This window comes from Terriglobales bacterium (assembly GCA_035567895.1).
GTDB lineage: Bacteria > Acidobacteriota > Terriglobia > Terriglobales > Acidobacteriaceae > Gp1-AA112.
Map to the genome: position 1 here is coordinate 123,996 of DATMPC010000049.1, position 25,414 is coordinate 149,409.

Annotated in this window: 26 protein-coding genes; 13 read left to right on the plus strand and 13 right to left on the minus strand. The window is 56.8% G+C overall.

The annotated features are described in order from the left end of the window. Positions 1-124: 124 nt before the first annotated feature. On the minus strand, positions 125-331 hold the full coding sequence (locus tag VNX88_10580) for a TOBE domain-containing protein (GenBank protein HWY69104.1): 207 nt from the start codon (positions 329-331) through the stop codon (positions 125-127). A gap of 47 nt (positions 332-378) precedes the next feature. Between VNX88_10580 and VNX88_10585 the strand changes: the two genes are divergently transcribed. The 4 genes from VNX88_10585 (at position 379) to VNX88_10600 (ending at position 3,893) form a co-directional block, all read left to right on the plus strand. Continuing rightward, positions 379-843 (plus strand): molybdopterin-dependent oxidoreductase, encoded by a 465-nt coding sequence (locus VNX88_10585; protein ID HWY69105.1) that lies wholly within the window; start codon positions 379-381, stop codon positions 841-843. A 433-nt stretch (positions 844-1,276) separates the two neighbouring features. After that, complete coding sequence (locus VNX88_10590; GenBank protein ID HWY69106.1) at positions 1,277-2,428, plus strand: acyl-CoA dehydrogenase family protein; 1,152 nt, start codon at positions 1,277-1,279, stop codon at positions 2,426-2,428. A 65-nt stretch (positions 2,429-2,493) separates the two neighbouring features. Then, positions 2,494-3,348 (plus strand): PhnD/SsuA/transferrin family substrate-binding protein, encoded by an 855-nt coding sequence (locus tag VNX88_10595; GenBank protein HWY69107.1) that lies wholly within the window; start codon positions 2,494-2,496, stop codon positions 3,346-3,348. 182 nt (positions 3,349-3,530) lie between these two features. After that, complete coding sequence (locus VNX88_10600; GenBank protein HWY69108.1) at positions 3,531-3,893, plus strand: VOC family protein; 363 nt, start codon at positions 3,531-3,533, stop codon at positions 3,891-3,893. Positions 3,894-3,952: 59 nt separating this feature from the next. Here the strand turns inward: VNX88_10600 and VNX88_10605 are convergent, their stop codons facing one another. The 7 genes from VNX88_10605 to VNX88_10635 form a co-directional block, all read right to left on the minus strand. Further along, on the minus strand, positions 3,953-4,981 hold the full coding sequence (locus tag VNX88_10605) for a radical SAM protein (protein ID HWY69109.1): 1,029 nt from the start codon (positions 4,979-4,981) through the stop codon (positions 3,953-3,955). Between the two features lie 59 nt (positions 4,982-5,040). Then, positions 5,041-5,778 (minus strand): hypothetical protein, encoded by a 738-nt coding sequence (locus VNX88_10610; protein ID HWY69110.1) that lies wholly within the window; start codon positions 5,776-5,778, stop codon positions 5,041-5,043. A gap of 94 nt (positions 5,779-5,872) precedes the next feature. Beyond that, complete coding sequence (locus VNX88_10615) at positions 5,873-7,165, minus strand: hypothetical protein (GenBank protein ID HWY69111.1); 1,293 nt, start codon at positions 7,163-7,165, stop codon at positions 5,873-5,875. Next, positions 7,162-7,893, minus strand: coding sequence for a TIGR04282 family arsenosugar biosynthesis glycosyltransferase (locus VNX88_10620; GenBank protein HWY69112.1), 732 nt, complete (start codon positions 7,891-7,893; stop codon positions 7,162-7,164). The genes VNX88_10615 and VNX88_10620 overlap by 4 nt, the downstream gene beginning before the upstream one ends. Positions 7,894-7,910: 17 nt before the next feature. Continuing rightward, positions 7,911-8,618 carry a glycosyltransferase family 2 protein gene (locus VNX88_10625; protein ID HWY69113.1) on the minus strand — a complete coding sequence of 236 codons (708 nt, stop codon included), beginning with the start codon at positions 8,616-8,618 and terminating at the stop codon, positions 7,911-7,913. Between the two features lie 15 nt (positions 8,619-8,633). Then, entirely contained in the window at positions 8,634-9,143 is a 510-nt protein-coding gene (locus VNX88_10630; protein HWY69114.1) for a DoxX family membrane protein, read from the minus strand. 623 nt (positions 9,144-9,766) lie between these two features. After that, positions 9,767-10,690, minus strand: a complete 924-nt coding sequence (locus VNX88_10635; protein HWY69115.1) for a hypothetical protein — start codon at positions 10,688-10,690, stop codon at positions 9,767-9,769. A 741-nt stretch (positions 10,691-11,431) separates the two neighbouring features. Between VNX88_10635 and VNX88_10640 the strand changes: the two genes are divergently transcribed. From VNX88_10640 to VNX88_10650, 3 genes are all read left to right on the plus strand, one after another. Further along, positions 11,432-12,631: a Gfo/Idh/MocA family oxidoreductase gene (locus VNX88_10640; GenBank protein HWY69116.1), complete on the plus strand. Its 1,200-nt coding sequence runs from the start codon at positions 11,432-11,434 to the stop codon at positions 12,629-12,631. Positions 12,632-12,652: 21 nt separating this feature from the next. Continuing rightward, complete coding sequence (locus VNX88_10645) at positions 12,653-14,035, plus strand: Gfo/Idh/MocA family oxidoreductase (GenBank protein HWY69117.1); 1,383 nt, start codon at positions 12,653-12,655, stop codon at positions 14,033-14,035. Between the two features lie 68 nt (positions 14,036-14,103). Then, positions 14,104-14,589 (plus strand): hypothetical protein, encoded by a 486-nt coding sequence (locus tag VNX88_10650; GenBank protein HWY69118.1) that lies wholly within the window; start codon positions 14,104-14,106, stop codon positions 14,587-14,589. 176 nt (positions 14,590-14,765) lie between these two features. Here the strand turns inward: VNX88_10650 and VNX88_10655 are convergent, their stop codons facing one another. The 3 genes from VNX88_10655 to VNX88_10665 all read right to left on the minus strand — a co-directional run bounded on the left by VNX88_10655 (position 14,766) and on the right by VNX88_10665 (position 18,287). After that, positions 14,766-15,956: a hypothetical protein gene (locus VNX88_10655; protein HWY69119.1), complete on the minus strand. Its 1,191-nt coding sequence runs from the start codon at positions 15,954-15,956 to the stop codon at positions 14,766-14,768. Between the two features lie 186 nt (positions 15,957-16,142). Next, complete coding sequence (locus tag VNX88_10660) at positions 16,143-16,769, minus strand: hypothetical protein (protein ID HWY69120.1); 627 nt, start codon at positions 16,767-16,769, stop codon at positions 16,143-16,145. A gap of 603 nt (positions 16,770-17,372) precedes the next feature. Continuing rightward, entirely contained in the window at positions 17,373-18,287 is a 915-nt protein-coding gene (locus VNX88_10665; protein HWY69121.1) for a LysR family transcriptional regulator, read from the minus strand. A gap of 268 nt (positions 18,288-18,555) precedes the next feature. Here VNX88_10665 and VNX88_10670 point away from each other — a divergent pair, with 268 nt between their 5' ends. From VNX88_10670 to VNX88_10695, 6 genes are all read left to right on the plus strand, one after another. Continuing rightward, positions 18,556-19,296: a 3-oxoacyl-ACP reductase family protein gene (locus VNX88_10670; GenBank protein HWY69122.1), complete on the plus strand. Its 741-nt coding sequence runs from the start codon at positions 18,556-18,558 to the stop codon at positions 19,294-19,296. Between the two features lie 42 nt (positions 19,297-19,338). Next, entirely contained in the window at positions 19,339-20,067 is a 729-nt protein-coding gene (locus VNX88_10675) for an SDR family oxidoreductase (protein HWY69123.1), read from the plus strand. 236 nt (positions 20,068-20,303) lie between these two features. Next, positions 20,304-21,221 carry an NmrA family NAD(P)-binding protein gene (locus VNX88_10680; GenBank protein ID HWY69124.1) on the plus strand — a complete coding sequence of 306 codons (918 nt, stop codon included), beginning with the start codon at positions 20,304-20,306 and terminating at the stop codon, positions 21,219-21,221. Between the two features lie 210 nt (positions 21,222-21,431). Next, positions 21,432-21,872: a heme-binding protein gene (locus VNX88_10685; protein ID HWY69125.1), complete on the plus strand. Its 441-nt coding sequence runs from the start codon at positions 21,432-21,434 to the stop codon at positions 21,870-21,872. A gap of 80 nt (positions 21,873-21,952) precedes the next feature. After that, complete coding sequence (locus VNX88_10690; protein ID HWY69126.1) at positions 21,953-22,720, plus strand: SDR family oxidoreductase; 768 nt, start codon at positions 21,953-21,955, stop codon at positions 22,718-22,720. 20 nt (positions 22,721-22,740) lie between these two features. Further along, on the plus strand, positions 22,741-23,133 hold the full coding sequence (locus tag VNX88_10695) for a DUF427 domain-containing protein (protein ID HWY69127.1): 393 nt from the start codon (positions 22,741-22,743) through the stop codon (positions 23,131-23,133). A gap of 140 nt (positions 23,134-23,273) precedes the next feature. Here VNX88_10695 and VNX88_10700 read toward each other — a convergent pair whose 3' ends face one another. Both VNX88_10700 and VNX88_10705 read right to left on the minus strand, forming a co-directional pair. Further along, positions 23,274-24,272, minus strand: a complete 999-nt coding sequence (locus VNX88_10700) for a transaldolase family protein (GenBank protein HWY69128.1) — start codon at positions 24,270-24,272, stop codon at positions 23,274-23,276. After that, positions 24,253-25,119, minus strand: coding sequence for a dihydrofolate reductase family protein (locus VNX88_10705; protein ID HWY69129.1), 867 nt, complete (start codon positions 25,117-25,119; stop codon positions 24,253-24,255). Before VNX88_10705 ends, VNX88_10700 begins: the two co-directional genes overlap by 20 nt. Between the last annotated feature and the right edge of the window lie 295 nt (positions 25,120-25,414).

Sequence of the window (25,414 nt, forward strand, 5' to 3'; positions counted from 1 at the left end):
TTCTTTGTCGCTGTGCTCTCGCTCGATGGAAACGTCAAAGGCGGACCTGAGACCAGGCGAATAAGAGCAAGGGTCTCCGCGTAGGTCGCAAGCGACGCGGCGCCGTAGTTTGAACCACTATGGGTTAGTCCTTCTGGAGCATGACTTCCGTGGACTTGATCACCACGGTCACTCTGTCGCCCTTCTTCAACTTCAACTCTTCCGCACTGCGGCGAGTAATCACGCTCTCGACAATATGCTCACCAACGCGAACGGCGATATGCGCCATCACGCCTCCGAGCTGGATTTCTTCGATGACTCCAGGAAGTTGGTTCCGTGCGGAAAGCGGCATGAGGGTTGTCCTGATCGTCGATTTTGACAGCGGATACAATGTTACAGATGAAATCGTATATTGTCGTTATCTCGGCATTGCTGTGCGCGTCTGCTTATGCACAGAGTGTAGAGGTCTCCTACCAGCAAAAACATGCGACCGTGCAGTTACGCGAGATGGCGCACACGAACGTTTTGGCGAAGGGACACGATAACGTCTCGCACACTTTTTCCTGTGTTCCTATGAAGACCGTTCTGGCGACGGTACAGGCGCCGAACGGCGACAACCTGCGTGGAGCGGGAGTTTCGCTCGTGCTGCTTGCCAGCGCGAAAGACAACTACCACGCTGCGTTTACGCTCGCCGAACTCGACGAGAGTATTGGCGACAAACCTGTCTTTGTCTGCGACAAGCAGGATGGGGAAGCGCTGAGTGCGTCTGACGGTCCCGTTCGTCTCGTGGTCCCATCCGACAAACGTCCGGCTCGATGGGTGCGCATGCTCACAAGTCTGGAGATCCAGCGTCCGCAGACGTAGGCAAGCCTACCGTCCGTTTGGTTTCATGGACTGGTGCGCAGATTTTCGCAATGCGGCCATTTTTGCGCAAACTCATCGGCGCTTGCCGCTTCAGCGCGTTGCGAAAAGAGTCGCTTGAGCAGCGCTTCGTGAAGTCCTGATCGCGGTCGGCGCAACAATCCGAAATCACGACGAGTTGGTAGTCTGGCATCACACGCCTCGAGCACGTTGAGAGAATGACGCCACTGGTCGCAATTCCGAACAAGGCCGTTGTCGATAATGCTCTCCTTCTGTACGTGTTCGGAGTACGCGGCTGATCGTATACACAGGATCGATCGTAGATGCATGAATTGTCACTATGTGCTTGCGCGCGACAACCGCAAGAGACGGGTTTGACCCCTTTACTCGTCCTCGGCGACAATCCTGGTTCGGTCACGAAGACTCAGGAGCGACCATGACTCATGACGCGGCCGTTTTGAAAGCCCGCGACTCTGCCAGTCGCGTGTTGGCGCCATCCGCAGCGCAAAACGATAAGGCGGGGCGATTCTCTACCGAGGCTATCGCGTCGCTGGGTGAGTCCGGACTGCTTGGGCTGATGCTGCCCGCTAATGTTGGCGGTCTAGGATTAGGTCCCCACACGTTTGCGGCTGTTATCGCCACGCTCGCCGAGGCAGATGCTTCGGTCGCCATGGTGTATCTCATGCACATTCTCGGCGCGGCGGCGATCTCGGCAGCGCGTCCAGGCGCGACTCGGGCAGTCACGCCCATATTGCAAGCGATCTCTGCAGGTCGCCACTTATCCACTCTGGCATTCAGTGAAGCCGGCTCGCGCAGCCATTTCTGGGCGCCGATATCGCGGGCACGGCGGAATGGTGACGGCGTACACATAAGCGCGAAGAAATCGTGGGTGACCAGCGCGGGGCAAGCGCAGAGCTATGTCGTTTCTGCGCTTGCTCCTGAAGGCGCTGGACCTACCGATTCGACTCTTTACTTTGTTGGAGCGGGGACACGCGGCCTTTCAGTTGCCGGCCCCTGGGATGGTTTAGGACTTCGCGCCAACGCCTCGGCGCCGATTGCGCTGGACGATTGCGAGGTTCCATCCGATTTTCAGCTTACGGATGACGGCGCGGGCTTTCCGACCATGATGAACGTGGTGCTCCCGCTGTTCAATTTGGGATCAGCAGCCGTGGCTTTGGGATTGTGTCGAGCGGCAGTCGCCGGGACTACGTCGCACCTCAAGAGCGCAAAATTCGAGCATCTCGGCCGGAGCCTCGGCGAGAGTCTGCCTACGCTGCGCGCGCAACTCGCGACGATGCAGATTGACACCGACGGGCTGTCGGCGCGCATCGACGATTTGATCGAGCATCTTGAAAAGCCGCGCGAGACGACCATGCTGCGCGTGCTCGAGAGCAAAGCCGCTGCAGGCGAGGTCGCTATCAGCGTTACCTCAGCAGCAATGCGGGTTTGCGGCGGGGCTGCGTTCTCAAAGCATTTGGGCATCGAGCGCCTCTTCCGCGACGCGCACGCGGGCGCTGTTATGGCGCCAACGGTCGACGTTCTGCGCGAGTTCATCGGGAAATCCCTTTTGGGAATGCCGCTCTTCTGAGACACGCCTGCGGAGACGAAGAGAGTGTTTTGTGAAACGCAGATGAAGAAAACGTGGAGGGCCTAATGAGCAAAACAATCTGGGTCGGCGCTGTTGCATACAATCCGAAAGTGGTTTCGATCTGGGAAGGGATGCGGCGCTACTTTCACGAGGAAGCGCATCTTCCCGTTGAGGTCGTGCTATTTCAGAGCTACGAGGCGCAGGTCCTCGCGCTCCTTGCCCAACCGGGCGAGGCTGTGCCGCGTATCGATATCGCCTGGAACACAAACCTTGCCTACCTGCAGGCTGATGAGTGGAGCGGCCACGCCTGTCGCGCGATCGCCATGCGCGACACCGATCTCGGCTGGATGACCAAGATCGTCGCGGTCACGGGAGGACCCATTTCTACGCTCGCCGATCTGAAAAATCGGACGCTCGCGCTTGGCAGTCGAGACAGCGGACACGCTGCGATTCTTCCCGTTCACTTTTTGGAACAGCAAGGCATGCGCGAGGGAAGGGATTACCGGGCGCTGCGCTTCGACAGCGACGTAGGTAAACATGGCGATACCGGGACCAGCGAAGTAGAAGTGGTGCGCGCCGTCCTTGACGGACGAGCCGACGCCGGCGCTATCGGCAGCCCATTCTGGAACACTGTGCGTAACGACCGCCTGGTGCCCGAAGGCGGCCTTCGTGAGCTATGGTCCTCTCCGGCATACAACCATTGCATGTTCACGGCGAGGCCTGACCTCGACGCAGATCGGGAACGCCGGTTTGTCGAAGCGCTCTCAGCCATGAGCTACGAAAACCCGGTTCATCGCTCCATTCTCGACGCCGAAGGGCTGCAGCGTTGGCTAACGCCTCACCTCGATGGTTACGCTGCCTTGCGGCAAGCCGCGGCGCAGCAGGGATTCTTTCAGCAGGCCTTTGCTAAGTCGGCGTGAGTGACTGAGGCAATCTGGTTTCACAGGCTGCGAAAAATTGACATGCTCGGTGTTTTCGGACCAGCTGAAGCTTGAGACAATGGCGCCCTCGGGGAACGAGGGAGTCATGAAGCAAACGCGATTCACCAAGAGCAGATGGTCACGATCCTCCGACAGGCCGACGACAAGAGGAGGAGACTGTCGTGAATCAGAAACAGTTGCGAACGACGCTCGCACATCCCACGCCGGAGCTCCCGGTTGAGGACGTGGAGCGGGCTCAGCAGCATTATCGCGATGCGCTCGGCTTCGAGATTGGTTGGTTATATCCAGGAGGCGATATCGGTGCCGTCTCGCGTGATAACGTCGCGATTTTCTTTCGCAGGAGAGGCCGCCCATTCGAACCTGCTGTTCACTGGGTATTTGCGGCGGACATTGACGCGACTTACGAGGAATTGCACTCGCGGGGCGCACGAATCGTTGAACCCCTCGAGAAGAAGCCTTGGGGTATCCGCCAGTTCACCGTGGAAGATATCGATGGAAACCGCTTCTATTTTCACTGCGACTGACGGACTACGGCCGCTCTACGAGCACCCTTAAGGTCCGAAGCCAACCGCGTAGACAACGTTCATGCACAGTTAAAAATCCTCGCCAGCTTGTTCGTGTGTTCGCCTTCACGGTCGAAGGCACGTCGGACGGCTGCGAAGGACTCGGAAAGAGGAAAGATGTCGCGCGTCACCAGCAGATCGGCATCTTCCGCGCCCACTGGATGCCAATACACGCCGTCAGCGGTAATCGTAACTTCCGGTACTAGATCGGCTCGAGTGACGGCGACACCGTCGCTGGCAGCACCACGCAACGCGATACGGCGTATGACTCGGTCTTCTGCCGCAATCTTCTCTTCGTCGAGCAACTGACGAAACTCCTCGGCCTCGGCATCGGTCGAAACGGTTGCAGCCAATCGCACTCGAAATCCCTGCGCACGGGCGTACTGAATACCTTCGCGTGCTCGCGCCCATGTTCCGGGCCCACGATGGAGGTCGTGCCGGCCTGGCGTCGCACTGTCCAAGCTGATTTGCAGGACAATTCGCTCGCGGGGCAGCGCTCGCAAGCTTTCGATGCGTCGTCCGGCAAAGAGCATTCCGTTGGTCAGGACTGTGGTCGGGGCGGCTGCAGAGCAAGAAAGCAGAATGTCGCCGATATCTTCCAGGAGAAACGGCTCGCCTCCGGTTACGAAGATTTCTTTGACGCCGAGCTCCGCCGCTTCGCGAGTGATCCGCTGTATGCGTGCCAGCCCTAGTTCCCGTCGCGGCGCTGTGGGCGAGGAACGCACGCAGCAGTAGTCGCAATGCAGGTTACAGTCGAAGTTCGTATAGAGCCAAAGGCGTGAGCCCACCGGCCGATTGTCTTCGGCAGGCACCGGAACAGTTCCATAACGGAACACCCACCGCGTCCGCCCATTTTCGACTGTGGTCTCCAGCAGTGGGTTTCCGGTAAACCGGCTCCACGTTTCCAGCTCAGGTCCAATACTCTCTTCGTCACCGACAACCGCGATTAAATCACCCGGGCGGCTGCGATGCAGCGCAGCGATCAACTCCATTAGCAGACCAGACGCAAAGGTCTTTCGCCCAACATCGAGATCGATCGCAGCCTTCACCGGATCGCGGACGCTTTACAGAAAAGCCACATCACTTCGTTTGACCCGCACACCGTCTGTTACTGTGCGTTGATCCACTTGTCCGAGCCCGCCACTTTCACTGCTAAGTTAGAAATGAAGATGTGCAGGGGCTTGCCATCGGCGGTACCGCGGTGCTCCGTTGAGATCAGCACAGGACCTGCCTTTTTGTAGCCTGCCCAGGTTGCAGTCACCAGGCTCGGTTTCCTGGGCCCGCCACGGTGATAGACCATTTGTACGACGCGGTTATCTTTGCCGACGTAGAGGTCCCATGTATCCCCGGGCGTGTAACCACCAGCTTCCGAGGGATACTTCACCACCACGAGCCTGGCTGAGCCCGCGCCGACAGGCAGTTTTTTCATACCTTCATCGGTCACGGTGGCGCTGGTGTCCCAGAAAGCATGGAACGGGAAGATAAGCCAGTAGTTATCGTTAATGAAAGCCGGATCAACTTCGTTTTTCACGGAGTCGGGTTGGCTGCTAAGGTCGGTGCGCACGTAGGTAGCCTTGACCGGCTTACCGTCCTTATCCTTCCCCTCGTAAGAAACCTTGTTGGTCTTGGGCTCCCACTCCCATGTGTGAGCAAGTTTGAACACTCCGGGGATCTCCCCGTTCCAGGTGTAGCGGATCGCATCGACTTGATTCCACGAATCGATGCCATAAGTTTTGGCGATCTGCTCGAGAATTGGCGCGCGCTGTTGCGCCCAGGAGTTTGAAGCAAGGAATACCACGCCAACAAATAGGAAACGGATCATCGTTGAACGGCCCAGCTTTTTCATGGAGATCCTCCTCAATCAATGAAACAAATGTCGCTTGGATGACGCACAAGGGTTCCTGGATACAACAATTACAGTTCGTGCAGTCGGCTTCACTCTACTTGGCTCGCCCGCATTGTAATGTGGCTGATCGTGTCATCCGGCGCAAAGCGAGAATTGCGCCGGCCGCTGCCAGGCATCCGTATTCCAGCAGCATTACCCAACCAGGAAGCGCTCCCCATGGACGCCCAAGTGTGCGGAAGTGCCACATTATATATGTCGGGAAAATGCTCACAGTCCAGAGGATGATCAGCAACGTTGAGGCCGACGTCACAAATGGTAACAGCCACAGAAGATACCAGGGGAATACGACGGGTGCGCACAAAAGGGAAGCTGCCATTGGCCAGGCAAATGTCTCCGGAGACCACTCGGTCGCTGCACTTCTCAGCCAGATTGCAGTCACTAGTCCCACGAGAACAGCCAGCGCAGCTAACAACTGCGGAGGCGCCACGCGATCGAGTGCCGCAAACACCGGACCATTAAAGCGGAAACCCTGCACATATGCGCCAAGCGAGCCGATCGGAATCCGCCCGTGATCAAGAAATGGAACGTACAGGAGAGCGACCACGGCTGCCGCCAGCGCAGCGTCGCGAATGCGAACCCGCTTCCAGTAAAGGGGCAAGAGTACGACCGGAAGAAATTTCACTGCAACAGCTAGCCCAAATGCGACGGCCGCAGTCGCGCGCCATCGACGCACCAGCGCAGCGCCGGAAACAAGCAGCAATAGCGCGCCAACAATGTCGATGTGCCCGCTTCCCGCCACTTCAATGGCCAACAACGGGTTCCAGGCGAACGCCAGGACCAGGTGCGCTCCCTGCTTACCACGCAGTAGATCGAGCAACACCAAAACAATCGCGAGCTCGCAAAGCACAAATGCCACTTTCAGTGCAAAGGTGGACTCCTGAATGGAGGTAACTGCGCGAAAAAAAAGCTGCGCTCCCGCCGGATATGGGCTTGGGAGATCCGGGTTGTTCAAGTTGCGGGTTTCCGGGGTATGCAGTCCCTTAACGGCAGGATCGCTGGGAACGACAATATAGGGGTTGTAGCCGAGCCTCTGCAGGCGGCCATCCCAAACATATCGATGGACATCATCATCAGCGCCCGGGGGCACCCGAAGAAACTCAATGTGCCAAACAGCAGCCAGCACGAGCCCAATGACGACAACGCGTCGGGAAAATCTTGGCGACGCGAAAAACTCACGAATCGCTAACAGGTACGCAATGCCCGCAAGCGTCAAAGACGCCATGAAGTACGGCCCGCCCCTGTCGCCGAAGTTGCGTGAGCAGATCGTTAACGCGACGCACAACATGACGCCGAGGACGTACACCCTCCACTCGGAGGCGACCTTCACAGTTCTCCCGTGCCCGTCCGCAAATGCGCGACCGCAAGCTCCCACTCTTTAAGCCACCCCGCCGTGCGTGGCGCCCTCGCCGGAGCCAGACGCAACTCCGCTGCCAGGCGAGTGAGATCATCAGCTACATCAATGTCCCAAAATGGATCTGCGAAACCTACGGAGAGCTCAAGAGCTCGTGCGCGCGAGAGGAGTCTTTCCAGCGCACTGCTGGTGCCCATTCCATCGCCTGCAAAAAGCGCAGGATGCGAAGCTTTTGCACCTACTAGATAGTAGCCTCCGTCATGCGTTGGTCCCACGATTACGTCATACGCGGCCAGCGTTTCGAACGCGTCTTCGAGAACAGAACGCGGCAGGTGGGGGCTGTCACTGTTGAAGGCAATGGTGCGTCGTCGACGGTCTTCCGCGAAGTGCGCAAATACCGAAATGAGGCCCGCGGCAAGACCTTCACCTTTTTGGGCAACTACGCTCGCTGCGCTGCCTGCCAATTGAGCCAGCTCATTTACGTCGGTGTCCGGGCACATGATGGCAACTTCCAGATCGCCCAATGACCGTGCCAACGCGAGAGTGTCGTCCATAAGACAGCAATAGAAATCAGTGACAGCCGCGGGAGAAAGGGCGGACGCCAGGCGAGTCTTGACCGCGCCTGGCCTTGGTGCTTTCGCCATAATTACCAGCACACGATCACTACATGAAGAACCCACCACCGTCTCGCTTTCGGGTTTCATAAAATTCTGACGCGGAACTAAGCTGGCCGTGGCGTGCCGGCTCTTCGATGCCGCAAATAGTATCGCGCTATCAAACTGAGAATGAACCAGGCGGCGCCGACCGTGCCTTTCAGCGTACCGCCGATCTTCGATTTTCCGATACGCGGGTGATAGCTCACCGGGACTTCAACCACGCGAAATCCCGCGACGGCACCCTTCAGGATCATCTCAACCGCCCAGCCATAAGTGGTCTCCTCCAGGGCGAGCGCGCGTAGAACATCTGCGCGGCCAGCCCGAAATGGGCCAAGATCACTGATGTCTAGTCCATAGAGAAGCCTGATCAGACAGGCGGCGAGACGATTACCAAACACCTGATGCCAAGGCAACGCCCCCACAGAACCCCGCTCCTGGAGGCGGGAACCGAGCGTGATGTCCGCACGCCCCTCAGTGATTGGCGCTAAGAGAATCGGCAGTTCAGAGGGCCGATCGCTGTAGTCGCCATCAAGGAACACAACCACGTCAGGAGAATTTGCCGTTGCCAGACCCGTGAGGCACGCTCGCCCATAGCCGCGGCGGGGTTCCTGAACCACGCGGGCTCCCATTCTTGCAGCGATCTCGGGCGTCCCGTCATTCGAGTTGCTGTCGACAACGATGACCTCCGTCGTGAGATCGGACGGGAGATCCGCTAAAACGCGCTCAATCGCCTCCGCTTCATTATGGGTGGGGATGATGACGGAAACTCGCACGTGAACTCGGCCCAATTACCACCACGGAGAAGATGGCCACCGTCGCGACAGCAGGGCGTCAACGCCCCATCTCCGGCCAGCGCGTCCGACAGCGAGCCCGAGCGATGCGAGCACCGGGACCAGCAGTTCCCAGATCCAGGCAGTGCCCAACTCGGAAATCCAAAGGCTGCCGAGAAACAGAAAAGCGACAAACGCAGCCGGTCGGGTGAGCAGACCGATGACGAGCAGGATACCGAGAGAGATCTCGGTCAATCCCTGCATGGGAGCTGCAATCGCCGCGTGCTTTGCCGCCAGGCCCATCACTGCCTTCCATGCGGCCGGCGCGTGACTTGCCTTGAGGTAATAACTGATCAAACCTGCGTAGCCTCCCGAAGTGTAAAGACCCTTGGCCAGATTTTCGAAGAAGACCCAGATAAACATTGCGCCTAGCGTGAGACGAACTATTGCCAGCCCGCTTGTGGCATCGCGCAAGCTGGTCGCTCCGGTTGTCTGGTTTTGCGCTGGACTGAGGTTTGCCGCCATCATAGACCTCTTCTCAAGGAATTCGACCCGCGACTGAGTGGGATGGCAATCTTAAACCCTTGTTCCTGTCCGTGCCAGATGGACGCAAGGAACGCGAAAGCGCAAGTTTTCATATTCCGGCTCGAAATACGAATCACGCGCGGCGCGTACACGTTTCGAAACGGCTGGAGGCTCCGAAAGAACAGCGACAATTACAGCGATTCTTGCGCGATGACGTTGAGAAGCGTGGAATTTTGCCCAAAATGCGCAAATTTCGTTCCGAGGCAGGGATTTAACAGGGATCTCGCTCGATTTCCGCGAAACCTCTACATTCTTCTTGGCTTAGTGCTCTTTCCCTGCGATATCGCAAAAAAGATCAGGGATCTTGCAGGGATTTTTCGTTCCATAATGGAACTGGGGTCAGAGCGGACCTAGCCTCGCCTGGAAAGAAATCCAAGAGCATGAATCGAAGATTCCGGCGTTCGCCTTTGGAGGCTACCTCCCCGGCGGCCAGAACTTCTGCGAATTAGTAATAAAGGAGAGGACCGCCGGGCGCCTCGCCCGGATTTGTTCAGGACCGTCGGGCGCCCACGCCCGGGTTTTCTGACAAGGAACCTATTGTCCCCTAAATTTCGCTCCCTAAAGCTTCAGCATTTCGCCTCTTCGAGCTCATGCTGGGCTTTCACATATCGTGCCTCCGGCACTTCCAGGATCGCCCTTGTTACCACGAACAGCGTCCCGGCAAAGAGGAGTGTGTCGAAGACAAAGTTAATTGCTGTAACTTCCTCTGCAACGTTGCGCGCGAGAAAAAACTGGGGCACATATAGAACGAGGGTGAGCAGCACCATCAGCAATCCGGCGAACGTGCCGCCCGAGCCGGCATATTTCCTGACCAACATCGCAATCCCGAACGCGATCAGCAGTATTCCGGTGAGATATGCAATCACGTGCGGCATGGGGACCCACGACGCAGTGGGTTGGGTATCGGGCACGCCGGGTGAGTACTGAGGATAGAGGATGTTCTCGATCCCAAAGAAGATGAGGACCATTCCGGTCCAGACTCTGGCAACGGTGGCCAGCCCGCTCGAGAGCCGTGGCAAGCGGTCTCTCACCGCAGTAGCAAATAGAGCCAGGGCGCCCATCGAAAAGGTGGTCTCGCGGACGGTCACAATCCAGGTGATGCGGATTGCCGGATGCGCAACCGCACTCGGCAGCCACAGCAGCAGAACAAAGAGCGCAAACATGATGGCGAGAAAAATCGCCGACCAGCGGATACATCGTCTGGCAACAAAGCTCAATGCGGCCGCCAGGTGAGCCACCCCCACAAAGTAGGCGATAAACAGGCGCACCGGCATCCATTTTGGAACGAATTGTGCGAGGCTTCTCGCCGCCGTGAAATGTTCGCCGGCAAATGCCGCCAGCGATGCAGCGACAAACACCGGGCCCAGGGCGACGACTCTCAACCGCGCGCCTGAAGACTCGGCGAGCAGATCGCGTCGATAGGTCAAAATGCCGGCCACCAGGAACCCAAGTCCTAGTGCGGATGGCCAGAAGCTGGCTGGGGAGATCACATGTCCTCAAAGATGCGCATGAATCTTATGCAAAGCTGCGGAACAAAGTGTACGTCCATCGCCGCCCATCTTCCAGAAATTCGTCCCCTCTTCGCGCAACAGGACTGCAAGGAGTAGCGGATTAGTCCACAGAACGGGGCAGATCAGGTGATCCGTTTTTAGGTTGTCCCTCTTTTTTTCCTCTTTTTTCTGCTCATCGCCCTTAGCTATGTTTTCCTATAATCGCGCCTTGTTTATTTCGACCCATGCAACTGATCTTGGTGCTGCTGGCATTCTCTCCGCTGACGAGTCCTCTTCAGAGCGTTCAACCGCAAACGGCAAGTGCTGCTCCGCAGTCGTCCACCCCGCGTGTCGAATTAGTTAAGTTGTCTACGCCTGTCTATCCAGCGATCGCCCGTACCGCACTAATCACCGGCGACGTTAAGGTACAACTCTCAATCCGATCGGATGGGAGCGTCGAGTCAGCCACGCTCGTCAGTGGTGATTCCACGCTGAAAGGCAGTGCTGGTTTAAATCCCACGCTCGAACGCGCTGCTTTAGACGTACAACATGACAACTGTCCCGAATCGATCTTCGCTGCCCGAAGTAAGTCACATCATTTTCAGACGTTGAGGAGCTGGCTGACCAAATTCCTTACAATTAACCGACGAAACGGCGCATCAGATGATCCATCACCGCGTATTGATTACTGTAGTTGTGCGCCTCATGGCGATCCTAAACCTTTGGTTCCGGAGAGAGTAAATGTCTATTGACGAACGCATCGGCCGCCGCTCTTTCATGCACGCACTCGGAGCGGCAGGTTTTTCTGCCATGTTTCCTGACACCCTCGCTGGTTATGAAGCAGCCGCGGGAGAGCCCGTGATGCAAGTGGCGCAGTCTAGCCCTCCTCCTACGCCGAAGCACAGCATTCGTTTTGCTGTATGCGGGATGAGCCACGACCACATCCACGGCATGACTGAAGCGATTCGACGCGGCGGCGGAGAACTGGTGCTCGCTTATGGCACTGAGCCCGACAAGGTGGCGGTGTTCCGCAAACGCTATCCCGATGTGAAGTGGGCATCGTCGGAAGACGAGATCATCAACGACCGCTCGATCCAGCTTGTGCTGAGCTCCAAGATCGCCAATGAGCGAGCGGCGCTGGGCGTCCGTGCGATGAAGCGTGGCAAGGACTTCCTCAGCGATAAGCCAGGCGTAACTACGATGGAAGACCTCGCACTCGTGCGCAAGAGCATCGCCGAGACGAAGCGTATCTATGCCATTTTGTACAGCGAACGTCTGGAGGTGCGCGCGGCTGTGAAGGCCGGCGAGCTGGTGAAGGAGGGCGCCATCGGCAAGGTGATCCAGACGATCAACATCGCGCCGCACCAGGTGACGCAAAAAGGCGGCGATGCAGGTGGCGGCGGCGGCCGGCCTGAGTGGTTCTGGCATCCGAAGCAGTACGGCGGCATTTTGTGCGACATCGGATCGCATCAGTTGGACCAGTTCCTGTACTACACAGGTTCAACATCCGCCGATGTGGCCGAGGCGCAAGTTGCGAACGTGCGTCACCATGATCATCCCGAGTTCCAGGACTTCGGCGACATGGTGCTCCGCGGTAATCGCGGTTTCGGCTACGTGCGTCTAGACTGGTTCACGCCAGCTGGATTGGGGACGTGGGGTGATGGAAGGCTCTTCATTCTTGGCACTGACGGCTACATTGAACTGCGCAAGTACACCAATGTGGCAGTCGAGGGCGGCCACGGGAACAACCTCTATATCGTGGACCAGAAGCAGGCTCGCTATATGGATTGCAGCCAGGTGGAGCTGCCGTTTGGACCGCAGTTTGTCTCAGACGTTGTGAACCGTACGCATACAGCGCAGGATCAGGAACAATGCCTGCTTGCGGCAGAACTTTCCATTCGCGCGCAGATGTCGGCGAAGCACGTAACAATCCAGGATTAGTTCACACAAAAGGCGGAGAGTATGGACAAGGTTGCAAAGACCAAATTGGATCGACGTAGCTTTCTCAAAAGCAGTATTGCTGTCGCGGCTGCGGCAGGTTTTCCAGCCATCGTGCCGGCCTCAGTCTTCGGAGAGAACGCCCCCTCCAACCGCATTAATGTGGGAGCCATTGGCGTTGGCAGAATTTCGCGCGGCCATGATCTGCCGGGTATCTGGAAGTACGACCATGCCCGCATCGTTGCCGTGTGCGATCTCGACGCGGGCCGCCTGCAGGATGGCAAGAAGCTTGTCGACGATGTTTACGCGAAGAAGGCAGGCAAGTCCTATAACGGGACACGCACCTTCAGCGACTACAAGCAGGTGCTCGCAGACAAAGACATCGATGCCGTAGTGATCTCAACGCCGGATCATCAGCATGCGATTCTTGCCGTCGATGCCGTTCGTGCCGGCAAGGACGTGTATCTGCAGAAGCCTGCGTCGCTCACCATAGCGGAAGGCCGCGCGATGGCTGATGAGGTGAAGAAGTCTGGTCGTATTCTGCAGATCGGTTCGCAGCAGCGCTCGTGGAAACAGTTCCGCCGCGCATGCGAGCTCGTCCGTAACGGGCGCATCGGCACACTGAAGCATGTTGAAATTGGACTGCCCGGGGATCCGGCTGGTGGCGACCCCACTCCGATGCCTGTTCCCGCGGGGTTCCAATATGATCCGTGGCTTGGGTCCACACCGGTTGTGCCGTACACCGTCGATCGCGCGATGCCGCAGAAGGGATACGGGCGTCCTGGCTGGCTGCGATGCGAACAGTTCGGCGCAGGCATGATCACCGGCTGGGGCGCGCATCACGTGGACACCGCGCATTGGGGAATGGGCACGGAGTACACAGGTCCGATTGAAGTGTGGGGAACCGCCGAGTTTCCAACCCACGGACTTTGGGATGTTCACGGCGCATTCAAGACACATGCGATCTATAAGAACGGCGTCACCATGGACATCAGCGGCGAGTTTCCTAACGGCATAAAGTTCTATGGCTCTGAGGGCTGGATCTTTGTCTGCCGCGATGAGCAAGCCTCTCCTACAGCAGCAGCGGGCGAACGCGCACAGGTGCAGCCGCTCGTTGCCAGCAATCCCAAGGTGCTCGACAGCGTGATCGGACCAAATGAAGTTCACCTGTACTATAGCGAAGACCAACACGGGAATTGGCTCGACTGCATTCGCTCACGCAAGCAGCCAATCGCTCCGGCAGAGGCGGGCCACCGCGCCTGCTCCACCTGCCTGATTCATCACATTGCGATGAAGACTGGCCGGCATCTGCATTGGGACCCGGAGAAAGAGCACTTCATCAGCGATCCCGATGCCAACAGCCGCTTGACTCGGGCGCAGCGTGCGCCGTATCAGATGCACGTCTAGCGCAGGACGGGGGCGGTCCAAGCGCTGTCCCCTTTTGCTCTCGAGACTGGCTAGAATCTCCTAAGTTTATGCTCGTCGCGCGAATCTCGTGTCTAGCCCTCATCGTGACAGTCCACGGGGTCATCGCTCAGACCATATCTCGGGCTTATATCGGCGACGACGGAAAAGTACATCTGGTCTTTGCTGACGGTGCGGTGAAAGTACTGCCTTCCGAACCGCAACAAGTTGGATGTGAAAACATTTCCATCAGCGAAGATAAGCTGACCGTTGGCTGGTCCGTCCTCGTGAAGAACTGCTGTACCTCGTACCCGATCCCAATAAGCGTCGCCGTGTACACAAGAGGTAAGAAAACCATTATTTCGCCAGGCCAGATGATCTATGAGTGGCACTTCGTTGACAACCATCGACTGGCAGTGCTCTTTGGCCCAGTGCACGGATGGGCATCAGGAGCGAACCTGTACAACATTCATGGCGGGAAGATTGTGGAGTCCTGGAATGGGAAAGGCGATGCTCCCGAGTGGGCCAACCGTTGGGAGGAGCAGTTCGACCACTAGGAAAACCTGGGGCAGACGAAAACCTCTGTCACGTGGACGTAATAGCGTTCTGTGACCGTAGGTTGCTTGGGTGTCATTTTCTTTCCTCTCGGCCCCGGACACTTCCGTCGCAAAGACATCTTGCCAAAGTCTCTTTTTCGCGGTAGCCGACAGATGTCCCGTCTTGGAACACAGGATTAGTGGGTGGCGTACGAGGACGGAGGAGCGAGACCGGTTGTGCTTGCCAATCCCGTCGGCGGCGCCTGTAGTTGGTGCAGCAGCAGGAGATCGCTCTCGACATCAGCGCGGGCCGTTTTTCGTGCGGCGGATTTCAATTCCTCGCGCAGACGTGCTTTCACGAGACCTGCGGCAAATTCGTAACCGGCGGAAACGTTCAGAATATTGGATCGCGCAATCCCGACGGAGATAACTTCCCCACCCACGCGCACCTGCAGGGCGGGTCCTCCAAAGGCATCGAAGACAGGCTCGGCCGCAGCGTGTAAAAACGTCCATTGACGCTTATCTGCGTCGGCAGCCGCCGAAGGCGCAGCCTGGATCAGGTCCTCTAGTTGGTCCTGAACAAGGCGCCGGTCTGCAATCGTTAGCGGCGCGACCAACTGATGGTTTGAATCGAGGATCAGTGCGTTCTTCCCCGGGTGGAAATGCCAGTATCCCCTGTAAACACACTCCAAGACACCGCGGATCCGCTTGGATAGTGGAATTGTCCCCGGGACTTGTGGAATCACGAAGGTCGATGTCTGCAACTCTGGATGACGACGGCTGTACTTGAAAAGCGAACTTGCCACCTGTTTCGGCGTGGTGATGCCCAGGTCGCCGATAATGCTGCGATGCACGGAGTGTGGGTAGTAAGAATTAATGATCTGCCGCGCGAAGTCGGCACAGTTCGCGGTAACCAGGTTCCAGCGATGGCGCTTGGGGCGTTCGTTGAGGGTGCGAATCAGCTTCGCATCCTGCTCCGGGCTAGTCTCGATTTCAAAAGTGTAGATGGTGCGGATATACGAAGCCCCGATCAATTCGTACCAGTCTCCACCCGGTGTCTCGCCATCGGGAAGATCGGGAACTAGCGACTTCAGGTGATTGCGCCGGTAGCGGTCGCGTAGAAACGCAACTAGCTTCTTGTCGGCAAAAAGCGGAATCTCTTCCTGTTTCTCTACGGCGTACAAGTAAGGGACAAGAGGAATTGCAATCCAGTCGTATCCGGCGATGCCGCGGTAACGGCTGAGAACGATTCCGGTTTCGCCTGGGCCACAGCGATGCAGGATAACCGGGGATGTGGCGCAGACGCCACTGAGATAGACGGCGGTATGACCGGCTCCCACGAGAGCGCCACTGCGACCGTAGGGCTCTCCCAAGAACAGGGTCGCCACAGCCTGCGCGCGAGGAATCGAACACAGGCACAAAAGGAGAACTGCACTCAGTTTCCCTAGTCTCAAGACAGCCTCAGAGTGAGGCTAGGCCAACCGCGCAAGACGCATAACTGGCAGGAAGTACAGGAATGAGCCTATCGAAGCGCTAACCGACCCGGTAAGAGAGCTCGCGCCTGTCTGATGGCACTACCTTTGCCGGGAGTCATCGCCGTCGTTGCGCGAGGGCAGAAGGGCTGGCTCGCTGGCGTCAGTCTGAATATGCACTGGGTTCGGCAAATGTCGACCCATCAAGGCCTTTACTTGCAACCAGACCTTGTGATCACACTCGATCTGAGTGTGGCCTTTACTCAAAAGGCGCCCACGCCAAGAGAACCCGTTACATTCTGCGGGCTCCCCTTTGTACTCCCAAAGGAAATTACCAAGGATCGTCGTGTGCGTCGGATCTGCGGCGGCGATTTTTCGGCGACCGTGAACCAAGCCGTGTGTCTGGTAGAAATTCACCCCCTCGAGGACGTTGGCCGGAATTAGCCAATCATTCTGAAAAGGCTTTGCAACGCTATCTATCTGTATCGTTAGCGCCACCGGGATGCCTGCCCGTTCTAATTTCCGGGACAGGCTTACCACCGCCGAAGCACCCCAACTGTGCCCGAACAATACGATGGGTACTCGCCGCCTTTTGTCATCCGATAGTGCATCGCCCTCCTTTGTGCCCAGTAGCTTCAGGATGGTGTTGTAGGCTACGTCGACCTTGCGGTTTTCAAACAGGCCGAAATAAGCCTCCTTGGGGTACTCCTGACGTAGTTCCTGGATCAACTTAACTTCGGGGTGGTGCGGCTCATCGTGACGGACAAAGCCTCCGAGAAATCCGACTACTATGACTTGGGGTTCAGTTTGACTCGAAGGCAAACCAGCGGTTGACGTTGAAGAAGCCCTGGAGCTGTCACTCGCCGCATGGACTGGCAGATCAAGCACGCAAATACACAGGAGAGCGAGCAGACACCCAATGATTCCAACTTGCGATCTTACTGGCGAAGCTGAAGCGATCCCTCTGCGAACGCCTTTGAAACTGACCCGATCACGACAGATTTGTAGCACGCACCCTCTTTGCGCTGTTTCCTCCCCCGCGTAGTCCCGTACGTAAATGCGGTGTTCACATCGCGGCAGGAGCTGACCTGTGAACTTCACCCAGCTGTACGATGTGCAAGATCTCGCATGAGACGCAAAAAAAACCAGGTTGATCCACAAGAGTGAAACGCGCTCCGACGCCTGGTGCAAAGCCTACTATCGATTGGCGGATTTTCGGGAACAAAAATAATGCCGTGATCGGGTTTCCGGGACCACTTCTGAATTGTCGGCAATCCGGAAGTTGCGATTGAGCAAGTTCTGGCAGATCACTTCAGCGATGCCGACTTAAGGTTACTGATCTCTGGGTCGCGGGTTGAACTGGGAACAAAGCGCGAAAGTCTTCTCCAGGTGCTCGATAAAAATGCGAACTTTGGTGGACAGCCGGCGGCTGGCAGGCCGTACGGCGAGGATTGGCACGGTTCGCTCAAACGCAGGCAAAAGGCGGATGACGGTACCTTCTCTGAGTTCTGCGTAGAAGAGCCATGCCGGCGCCTGGGCAATCCCCAGATGTTCAAGGACACCCATTCGCATCTGTTCAATATCGCTGGTGCGAAAGACTCCTGTGGGGACGACGCGCTTCGCGTCTTGTCCGGAGCCGAAGCTCCACGGCTGTACCGAGCCACGCTCGACAAAGACGACCGATCGAAAGCGGTGGAGATCTTCCGGCGACTCCGGTGCGCCGTAGCGTGCGAGGTATTGAGGAGTAGCGACGAGAATGGTCGTCGTCTGCGCGAATCTTCGCGCAACCAGAGTGGAGTCTGGAAGGTCACCTGAGTGGATCGCCAAATCGAAGCCGTCTTCGATGATCGTGGTCGGGCTCTCCGATGCCGCCATCTCAACTGCCATATCGGGATAGGCAGCAAAAAAAGCAGGCAGCTTGGACACCATGTGGAGTCGGGCAAACGTGGGAGGAACGGTGACACGAATCAGGCCTTTCGGTGCTGTCTGGCCTCGCCCGATTCGGGAAGTTGCGTTTTCAAAGTCGTCGAGAATATGCAACGCAGACTCGTAAAAGTCGCGACCCGCCTCAGTGAGTGCAATCGAACGAGAGGTGCGGTGAATAAGTTCGGTGCCGAGCTCGTCCTCCAGCGCGGAGACCTGTTTGCTGACAGCCGGTTGACCAATGCCACGTTCCTTCGCGACTGCGGAGAAGCTTCCCTTGTCAATGACTCGGACGAACATCTGCATTGCATCGAATCTGTCCACACCAGCCTCCCTGTTCCCCTATGGAATAGATTCCGCACAAGGAATAACGATTCTTCCGCCTCACTGTCAGCTGTAAAGATACAGACCTCCAGCAGGATTTCCTCTTTTGCACACTGCATTCCTATTAGGAATAGCTGGTATTCCCGAGAGTGCCAAATCTGCATGCAATAGTCGCACATCAGATACGACGTCTCAGGAGCTCCGAGCGAGATAGCAGTCAGCGGAGTCGGAGTAATAAATCCTGCGGAGAAAAACTAAAGGAGATCATATGTCTGCATTAAGCAAAAAAGTAGCACTCGTTACCGGCGGTTCGCGCGGTATTGGCGCAGCGATCGCGAAACGTCTGGCCGCGGATGGAGCAAGCGTGGCCATCACCTACGCGAAGGACGCGAACGCAGCTTCCGCCGTGGTGAAAGCGATTGAACGCGATGGCGGAAAGGCTATCGCGATCCAGGCGGATGCTGCCGACGCCAAAGCAGTGAAAGGCGCAGTCGAAAAGGCCGTCGCGACTTTCGGCCGGCTTGATGTCTTAGTGAACAATGCCGGCACAGCCATTCCGAAAACGTTCGAGGAGACCACGCTGGAAGAGATGGATCGCGTGATCGACATCAACGTCCGCGGCGTATTCGTGGCAACGCAGGCGGCGCTGAAGCACATGAATGATGGTGGCCGCATCATCATGATCGGATCGGCAGTGGGTGAGCGTGTCCTGGTGCCCGGGCTTGTGCCTTATTCGGCCACCAAAGGAGCCGTGAAGATATTTACTCAGAGTTTGTCAAGGGAGGTCGGGAGCCGGGGCATCACGGTGAACAACGTGCAGCCGGGGCCGATCGATACCGATTTGAATCCTGCAGCGGGCGAATGGGCGGTACCGCAGAAGGCTGCCACATCACTCAACCGTTATGGGAGCGTGGATGAGATCGCTGCGATGGTGGCGTTTGTCGCTGGTCCGGAGTCCTCGTACATTACCGGTGCGAATCTTACGGTGGATGGTGGAATGAACGCCTAATTAGAAATTTGAAGTGATAACGATCAAGGAATAGCAGCGAGTATGGGAAAGTTGCAGGGAAAGGTGGCAGTCATTACCGGCGGCACTACGGGAATAGGGCTTGCTACGGCAAAACTGTTCGTCGAAGAGGGTGCTTATGTCTTCATCACTGGCCGTCGCCGGAAGGAATTGAACGAGGCTGTCGCGACGATCGGCGCCAACGTTACAGGTATTGAGGGAGACGTTTCCAAACTGAAAGACCTTGATCGTCTCTACGAAAAGGTCAAGGCAAAGGGACGAATCGATATCGTTTTCGCCAATGCCGGCACTGGCGCGTTTTTTCCCCTGGGCACGGTTACGGAAGACTTCTACAACAAAATATTCAACACTAACGTCAAAGGAACGCTTTTCACCGTGCAAAAGGCATTGCCGCTACTGAATGATGGCGGCTCAATCATCCTCAACGGCTCCGTCGCGAGTGTGAAGGGCACTCCCGGATTTTGGGTTTATGGCGCGAGCAAGGCCGCTATCCGCAACTTCGTCCGAGCATGGGCCGTGGAGCTGAAGGATCGCCGTATTCGTTCAAACGTCCTCAGCCCTGGTCCCACTGATACTCCAATTATTGTTGGGCAACCTGCGGACGCTATCGCAAGGATCGTTTCCAGCATCCCAATGGGGCGCATGGGCGAGGCAGATGAAATCGCTAAAGCTGCGCTGTTCCTGGCTTCCGATGACTCCAGTTTCGTAACAGGTATCGAACTATTCGTTGACGGTGGCAGAGCGCAGATCTGAGAGCTCTTTTCATTAACGAACCCTGCCGTTACAGGGTCGAAGGTCTTGTTGCGAGAAAGTGCTGTGGAGCAGAGGAGGAGTCTCGATGACCGACAACTGTGGCCTTATGCCAACCGGCCGCTTCGATGGCGACCGGTGCCACCGTTCCTCGCCCGGCATGCGTTTCACTTCCTTGCCACGAAAACCTGCAACTAAGTGTGATTGTTAACATCATTCGTATTCGGGAGGTGGTCGCTATGAATTCACCTGTTGTTTCGAATGTCAGGTATGTGATTTTGGGGGCGAGCGGGAACACCGGCTCGATCATCGCCAATTCCCTGCTGTTGAAGGGCGAGAAGGTGCGCGTCATGGGGCGCGACGCGGGGCGACTGCAGCGCTTTGTGCGCCAAGGCGCGGAAGCGTTCACGGCCAACATGAGCGATGCGGCTGCTCTCACCAAAGCTCTCAGCGGTGCGCGCGCGGCATACTTGATGTTGCCGCCGGTGGAATCCCGGGAGGACCAGGAGCGAGAGAGCGATGCGATCGCGAAAGCCGTGAAGGAGTCCGGCGTGCGCTACGCGGTGAACTTGAGCAGTTACGGCGCGCATGTTCCGGAAGGCACCGGGCCAGTCGCGGGGCTGCATTCTGCGGAGCAAAAACTGAACGCTATCGACGGCTTGAACGTTCTGCACCTGCGCGCCGCATACTTCATGGAGAATAATCTGGCGGCGATCGAGATGATTCATCGGATGGGAATGTTCGGGCATGCGCTGCTGCCCGACCTGGAGTTGCCCCTGATCGCGACGCAAGACGTTGGCGACTACGCTGCGCAACGCCTCCTGAACCTGGATTTTGCCGGCAAACAAACCCGCGAATTGCTTGGCGAGCGCGACCTATCGATGACGGAAATTACCGCGGTGATTGCGCGCGGCATTGGCAAACCGGATCTCCGTTACGTGCAGTTACCGTATGGCCAGATGGAACAAGCGCTGACGCAAATGGGTATTTCTCCGAAGAGCGTCGCCTTATACATCGAGCTGTTCAAGGCCATCAACACAGGAGTCCTCGCTGCGCAGGAGCCGCGTTCGCCGGAGAACAGCACACCGACTTCGTTTGAAAAATTTGTGCAGGATGTCTTTGCGCCTGCCTATCACGGGGTGGCTGCCACCGCTTAGGCTCGGCCCAGGTGGCCCGGCTTCTGAAAGATTTCCCAAAAAAACAAAATGAGAGACAGTGGTTGGCAGGAGGATGAAGCGACGGAAAACGAAGGAGCTCTTGCAGCCCTCGGGTTGAAAGTGTGGAAGGCGCAAATCGAGCGGGCCGACAAGGCCGCCTCGATTGCGCGAAGTGCAACACGCATACATATCAATTGGAGGAGCGATCCAATGACTAAAGTGATCAAGAAACACACCATCTCTTCTGAACTGGCACAGAAAATGGTGGATGCAGCGGTGGCGAAAGCCAGAGAAATTGGCGTTAGCGAGAACGTAGCAATTCTCGACGACGGGGGAAATCTCAAGGCATTCAGCCGGATGGATGGGGCCCCGATCCTTTGCATCGAGATGGCGCTGAATAAGGCGTATACAGGTCTGTTCGGCGTGTCCACGCAGGACTTTTTCAACTTTATCCAAGGCGACCCCTCGCTTTTGGCCGGCATCCCCACGCTTGCGCGTGTGGCGGCGTGGGGAGGAGGGTTTCCCATAAAGGTGGACGGAGAAATTGTCGGGGCCATCGGGCTGAGCGGGGCGCCCACGGTGCAGAATGACGTCGATTGTGCGAAAGCAGCCTTGGCGCTCGTATCCGATGGACGGATGGCGCGCGCTTGATGTCTTCTCTGTACCGGAGGTACAACTCCAGGTGCCGCACTCGTCTTATCCGTTAATTGACCGGCACGAGAGAGGGATAAATGACTACACTCCAAAACAAAACGGCGCTTGTGACGGGCGCATCAAGAGGAATTGGCCGCGCGACGGCGGCGGCGCTCGCCAAGGCCGGGGCACACGTCCTGGTTCACTTTGGCCGCTCCGCGCAGGAAGCGGAATCTCTCGTCTCCGAGATCCAAACGAAAGGCGGACGCGCAAATGCAATGTCAGCGGATCTGGGAACTGCGACCGGCGCTGCGCTGCTAGCCAAACAAGTGCGCTCAGTCATTGGCGATCGCTTGGATGTGCTTGTGCTCAACGCCGGAATCAGCAAGGCGGCGCGCATCGCGGATTACACGGTGGAGGATTTCGACAATCTCTTTGCCACAAACGTCCGAAGCCCGTTCTTCCTGGTGCAGCAACTCCTGCCAGTTCTTGGGGAAGGCTCAAACATCATTGTGATCTCTTCTATTGGCGCCCATTCCGTAGTTGGGAAGCCTGGTTTGGAGAATCCTTCGATCCTTGCTTACACGTCCACCAAAGGAGCCCTAGAGACTCTAGTCAAAAACTGGGCCGCGATTCTCGGGCCGCGCGGCATACGCGTAAATGCTGTGGCACCCGGAGTGATCGACACGGACATGTCGAATTTCACAAAGACAGAGGCGGGTCGCGAGACCACGCTGGGAATGCAAGCATTGAAGCGAATCGGCAAACCCGAAGATATCGCCGACGTTGTCGCTTTTTTGGCGTCTGACGGTGCGCGCTGGATTACAGGCGCGAGTATTCCAGTCGATGGCGGTTCTAAGCTGTGACAGATAACGCGAGGAGCGCAATGCATACCAAAGCGAGCAAAGGTAAGGAGATCAGAATTCCGGGGCCTGACCATCCCATCACGATTTCTCCGGCTGAAGGCAAGGTGCGTGTAACGGTCGCTGGAAGAACAGTTGCTGAATCGACGCGAGCACTTCGGCTGGAAGAGAAGGGATATCCACCTGTTTACTACTTGCCGCGCAACGATGCGGACATGTCGTTGCTCGTTCGGACCAAGCATTACAGCTATTGTCCGTACAAGGGCGATTGCACTTACTACAGCATTCCCATTGGCGGAACGAAATCGGAATACGCTGTTTGGACGTACGAAAAACCGTATGATGCAGTCGCCAGCATTAAAGAGCACCTGGCTTTTTATCCCTCACGGGTCGATGCAATCGAAGTGATCTCCTAAGACGGGTTACAAACGGCCTTCCCGAACCAGGCGCGTCCGAATCTCCAAAAGGTGTGTCTGTCTGTCCCTTGGTTCTCCCTTAGTTCTCTGTCCCCGATTTTTCCCGATTTTTCGATTTCACTCGTATCGGAATACCTTGCTCAAGACACCTTGCGGAGTGTTGATCGGTAATCCGACACAAACTTCTGAATGCCTTTTCTGGTTAGCTCATGCTCGATCTTAAAGTGCTCCCACGGCTGCTCCAGGTCCAGCTCCTCGTAGGGGATTTCCGCGCCGATGGGCTTGTACGCAAAGTTCTCTGGCGGCAGTGGCATTCCTTCTTTAGCCCACTCTTCCAGAATCTTGGCAGGCACCGTTACAAGCTCCGCGCCGACGTGAAACGAATAAAGCAGATGTTGAAGGCTGCGGATGCTGGCGGCTAATACGAGCACGTGCCGGTCGCTCTGAGCGAACATGAGTTTGATATTTCTGACCACGTCAACTCCATTTTGACCGATATCGTCTAGCCGTCCGACAAATGGTGACACGTAAACTGGTGACCGCGAACCTCTGGTCGCCGCGTAAACCGCAGCCGCCTGCTGTTGGGAAAAGCAAAGCGTAATGTTGACTCTTATGCCTTCGGCTACCGAACGATGAGCCGCCTTCAATCCTTCAGTGATGCAGGGGTACTTTATGTAAGCATTCGGAATCCACGAGTTCATTTCCCGGCCTTGCTTTAGCATTTCATCCGCGGTCGTGTTCAGGTCAGCAAACACTTCGATAGAGACGCCCGCATCGCCAACCAGAGGAGAGATCGCCCGGACGATTTTCCTGTATTCCGCCAATTCTTCCGATTCGGTGAGCTTGTGTCCGGACTCAACCAGTTGCATGACTTCCGGGTTCTTTGCGATCAACGACGGATTTGTGGTTTGCCCGTCCACGAAACCGAGTAGCTGCCGGATTCGTGTCGTATCCTGTGGGTCGCCGCCGTCAACCAGGATCTTGGAATGTGGACGCTTCGCCAGAGTCGCTTGCTCACTCGTGCCGCTTGGATTACCCATGACGCATACCTCCTTCGTGTTGATGTTCTTGATGATCTTCCCGGTTTCCCAGTATCCAGAGAATTCTTCGGAACCAATGTCATCTTCGCGCGCTCTCACGCGCACGATAACGGAGATAGAGGTGATCAGCTTTCTGCTTTGCGCTGAGAAGACTAAGCCATGGCGCAGCCTCAGGCAAAAACTCAATACCCTCTACGAGTCCGGGACGAATCGTTTGTTGCACACGACCGGCTATCTGCGGAGAGATCGTTAGAAAGAGCTCGTCGACAAGCGCGGCGCTCACGAACTTGCCAAAGAGATTCGGTCCTCCTTCGTGAAGCACAGTTCGTATTCCAAACTTCGAATGCAGCAGCTGCAAAATGGCGGCGGGACTGACGCTGCCATGTTCCGCTGCGAGCGTCATCACTTGAACCGATTGCAAGTTCGTTGCACCAGATCTTTCGAGTTTGCGCTGACCCTCCTCAGTTGTAACGATCAATACGGGTACGTCCGGCGTTCGGAAAACCGCCCTGTGCAACTCGAGCTTTCCCGTTCCAGTAACGACAACAGCAAGTGGATGCCTCGACTTGCGCAGCACATTTACTCGCCAATCGATGTACATCTCTTTCGCGTCTGGATAAATGAATTCCGCGATCCAAAGATGTTTGGCGCTGACTTCATGGACCGTCCGCGAACCAACGACGACCGCATCTACAGAGGATCGGAGTAATCCCATAATGAAACGGTCAGCATCATCCGAACCGCTAATCGTTCCACCGCCGGACTGGCGGGGGATTCGATAGCTGACGATGCCATCGATGGTCGAGACGAAGTTGCCTATGACGTACGGCCGATTGGTAGGAGTATCCGGAAAATTTAGATTACCGTCGTAAAGTTCTCGAAGGCCCGCAGGCAGCAGTGGTTCGCCTGGAGTGGCGGAGTCAAAGAGAGTTCGTACATGCTGCATCGCTGTCAGGCTCCGATGCGAGTCGAATTGCCGCGCCGCTTAATCATGTGCCAGAATTCCTAGCTTAGTCCGCCGAAAGCGTTTTTTTTCCCCATCCCATGATCTAAAGAACTTAGCCGGCGAGATCCCATCGAGATCCCACCTGCGGCAAGGGATCACCATGGGATAATCCCATGCGCTCGCTGGGATCACGGTGGGATATCCCACAAAATTAGATGGGATCTGGATGGGATCGCCCTGGCATGGCGACGGGATTCCCATTACTCCACGACGCGCCGCCACTAGCCAGCAGCAA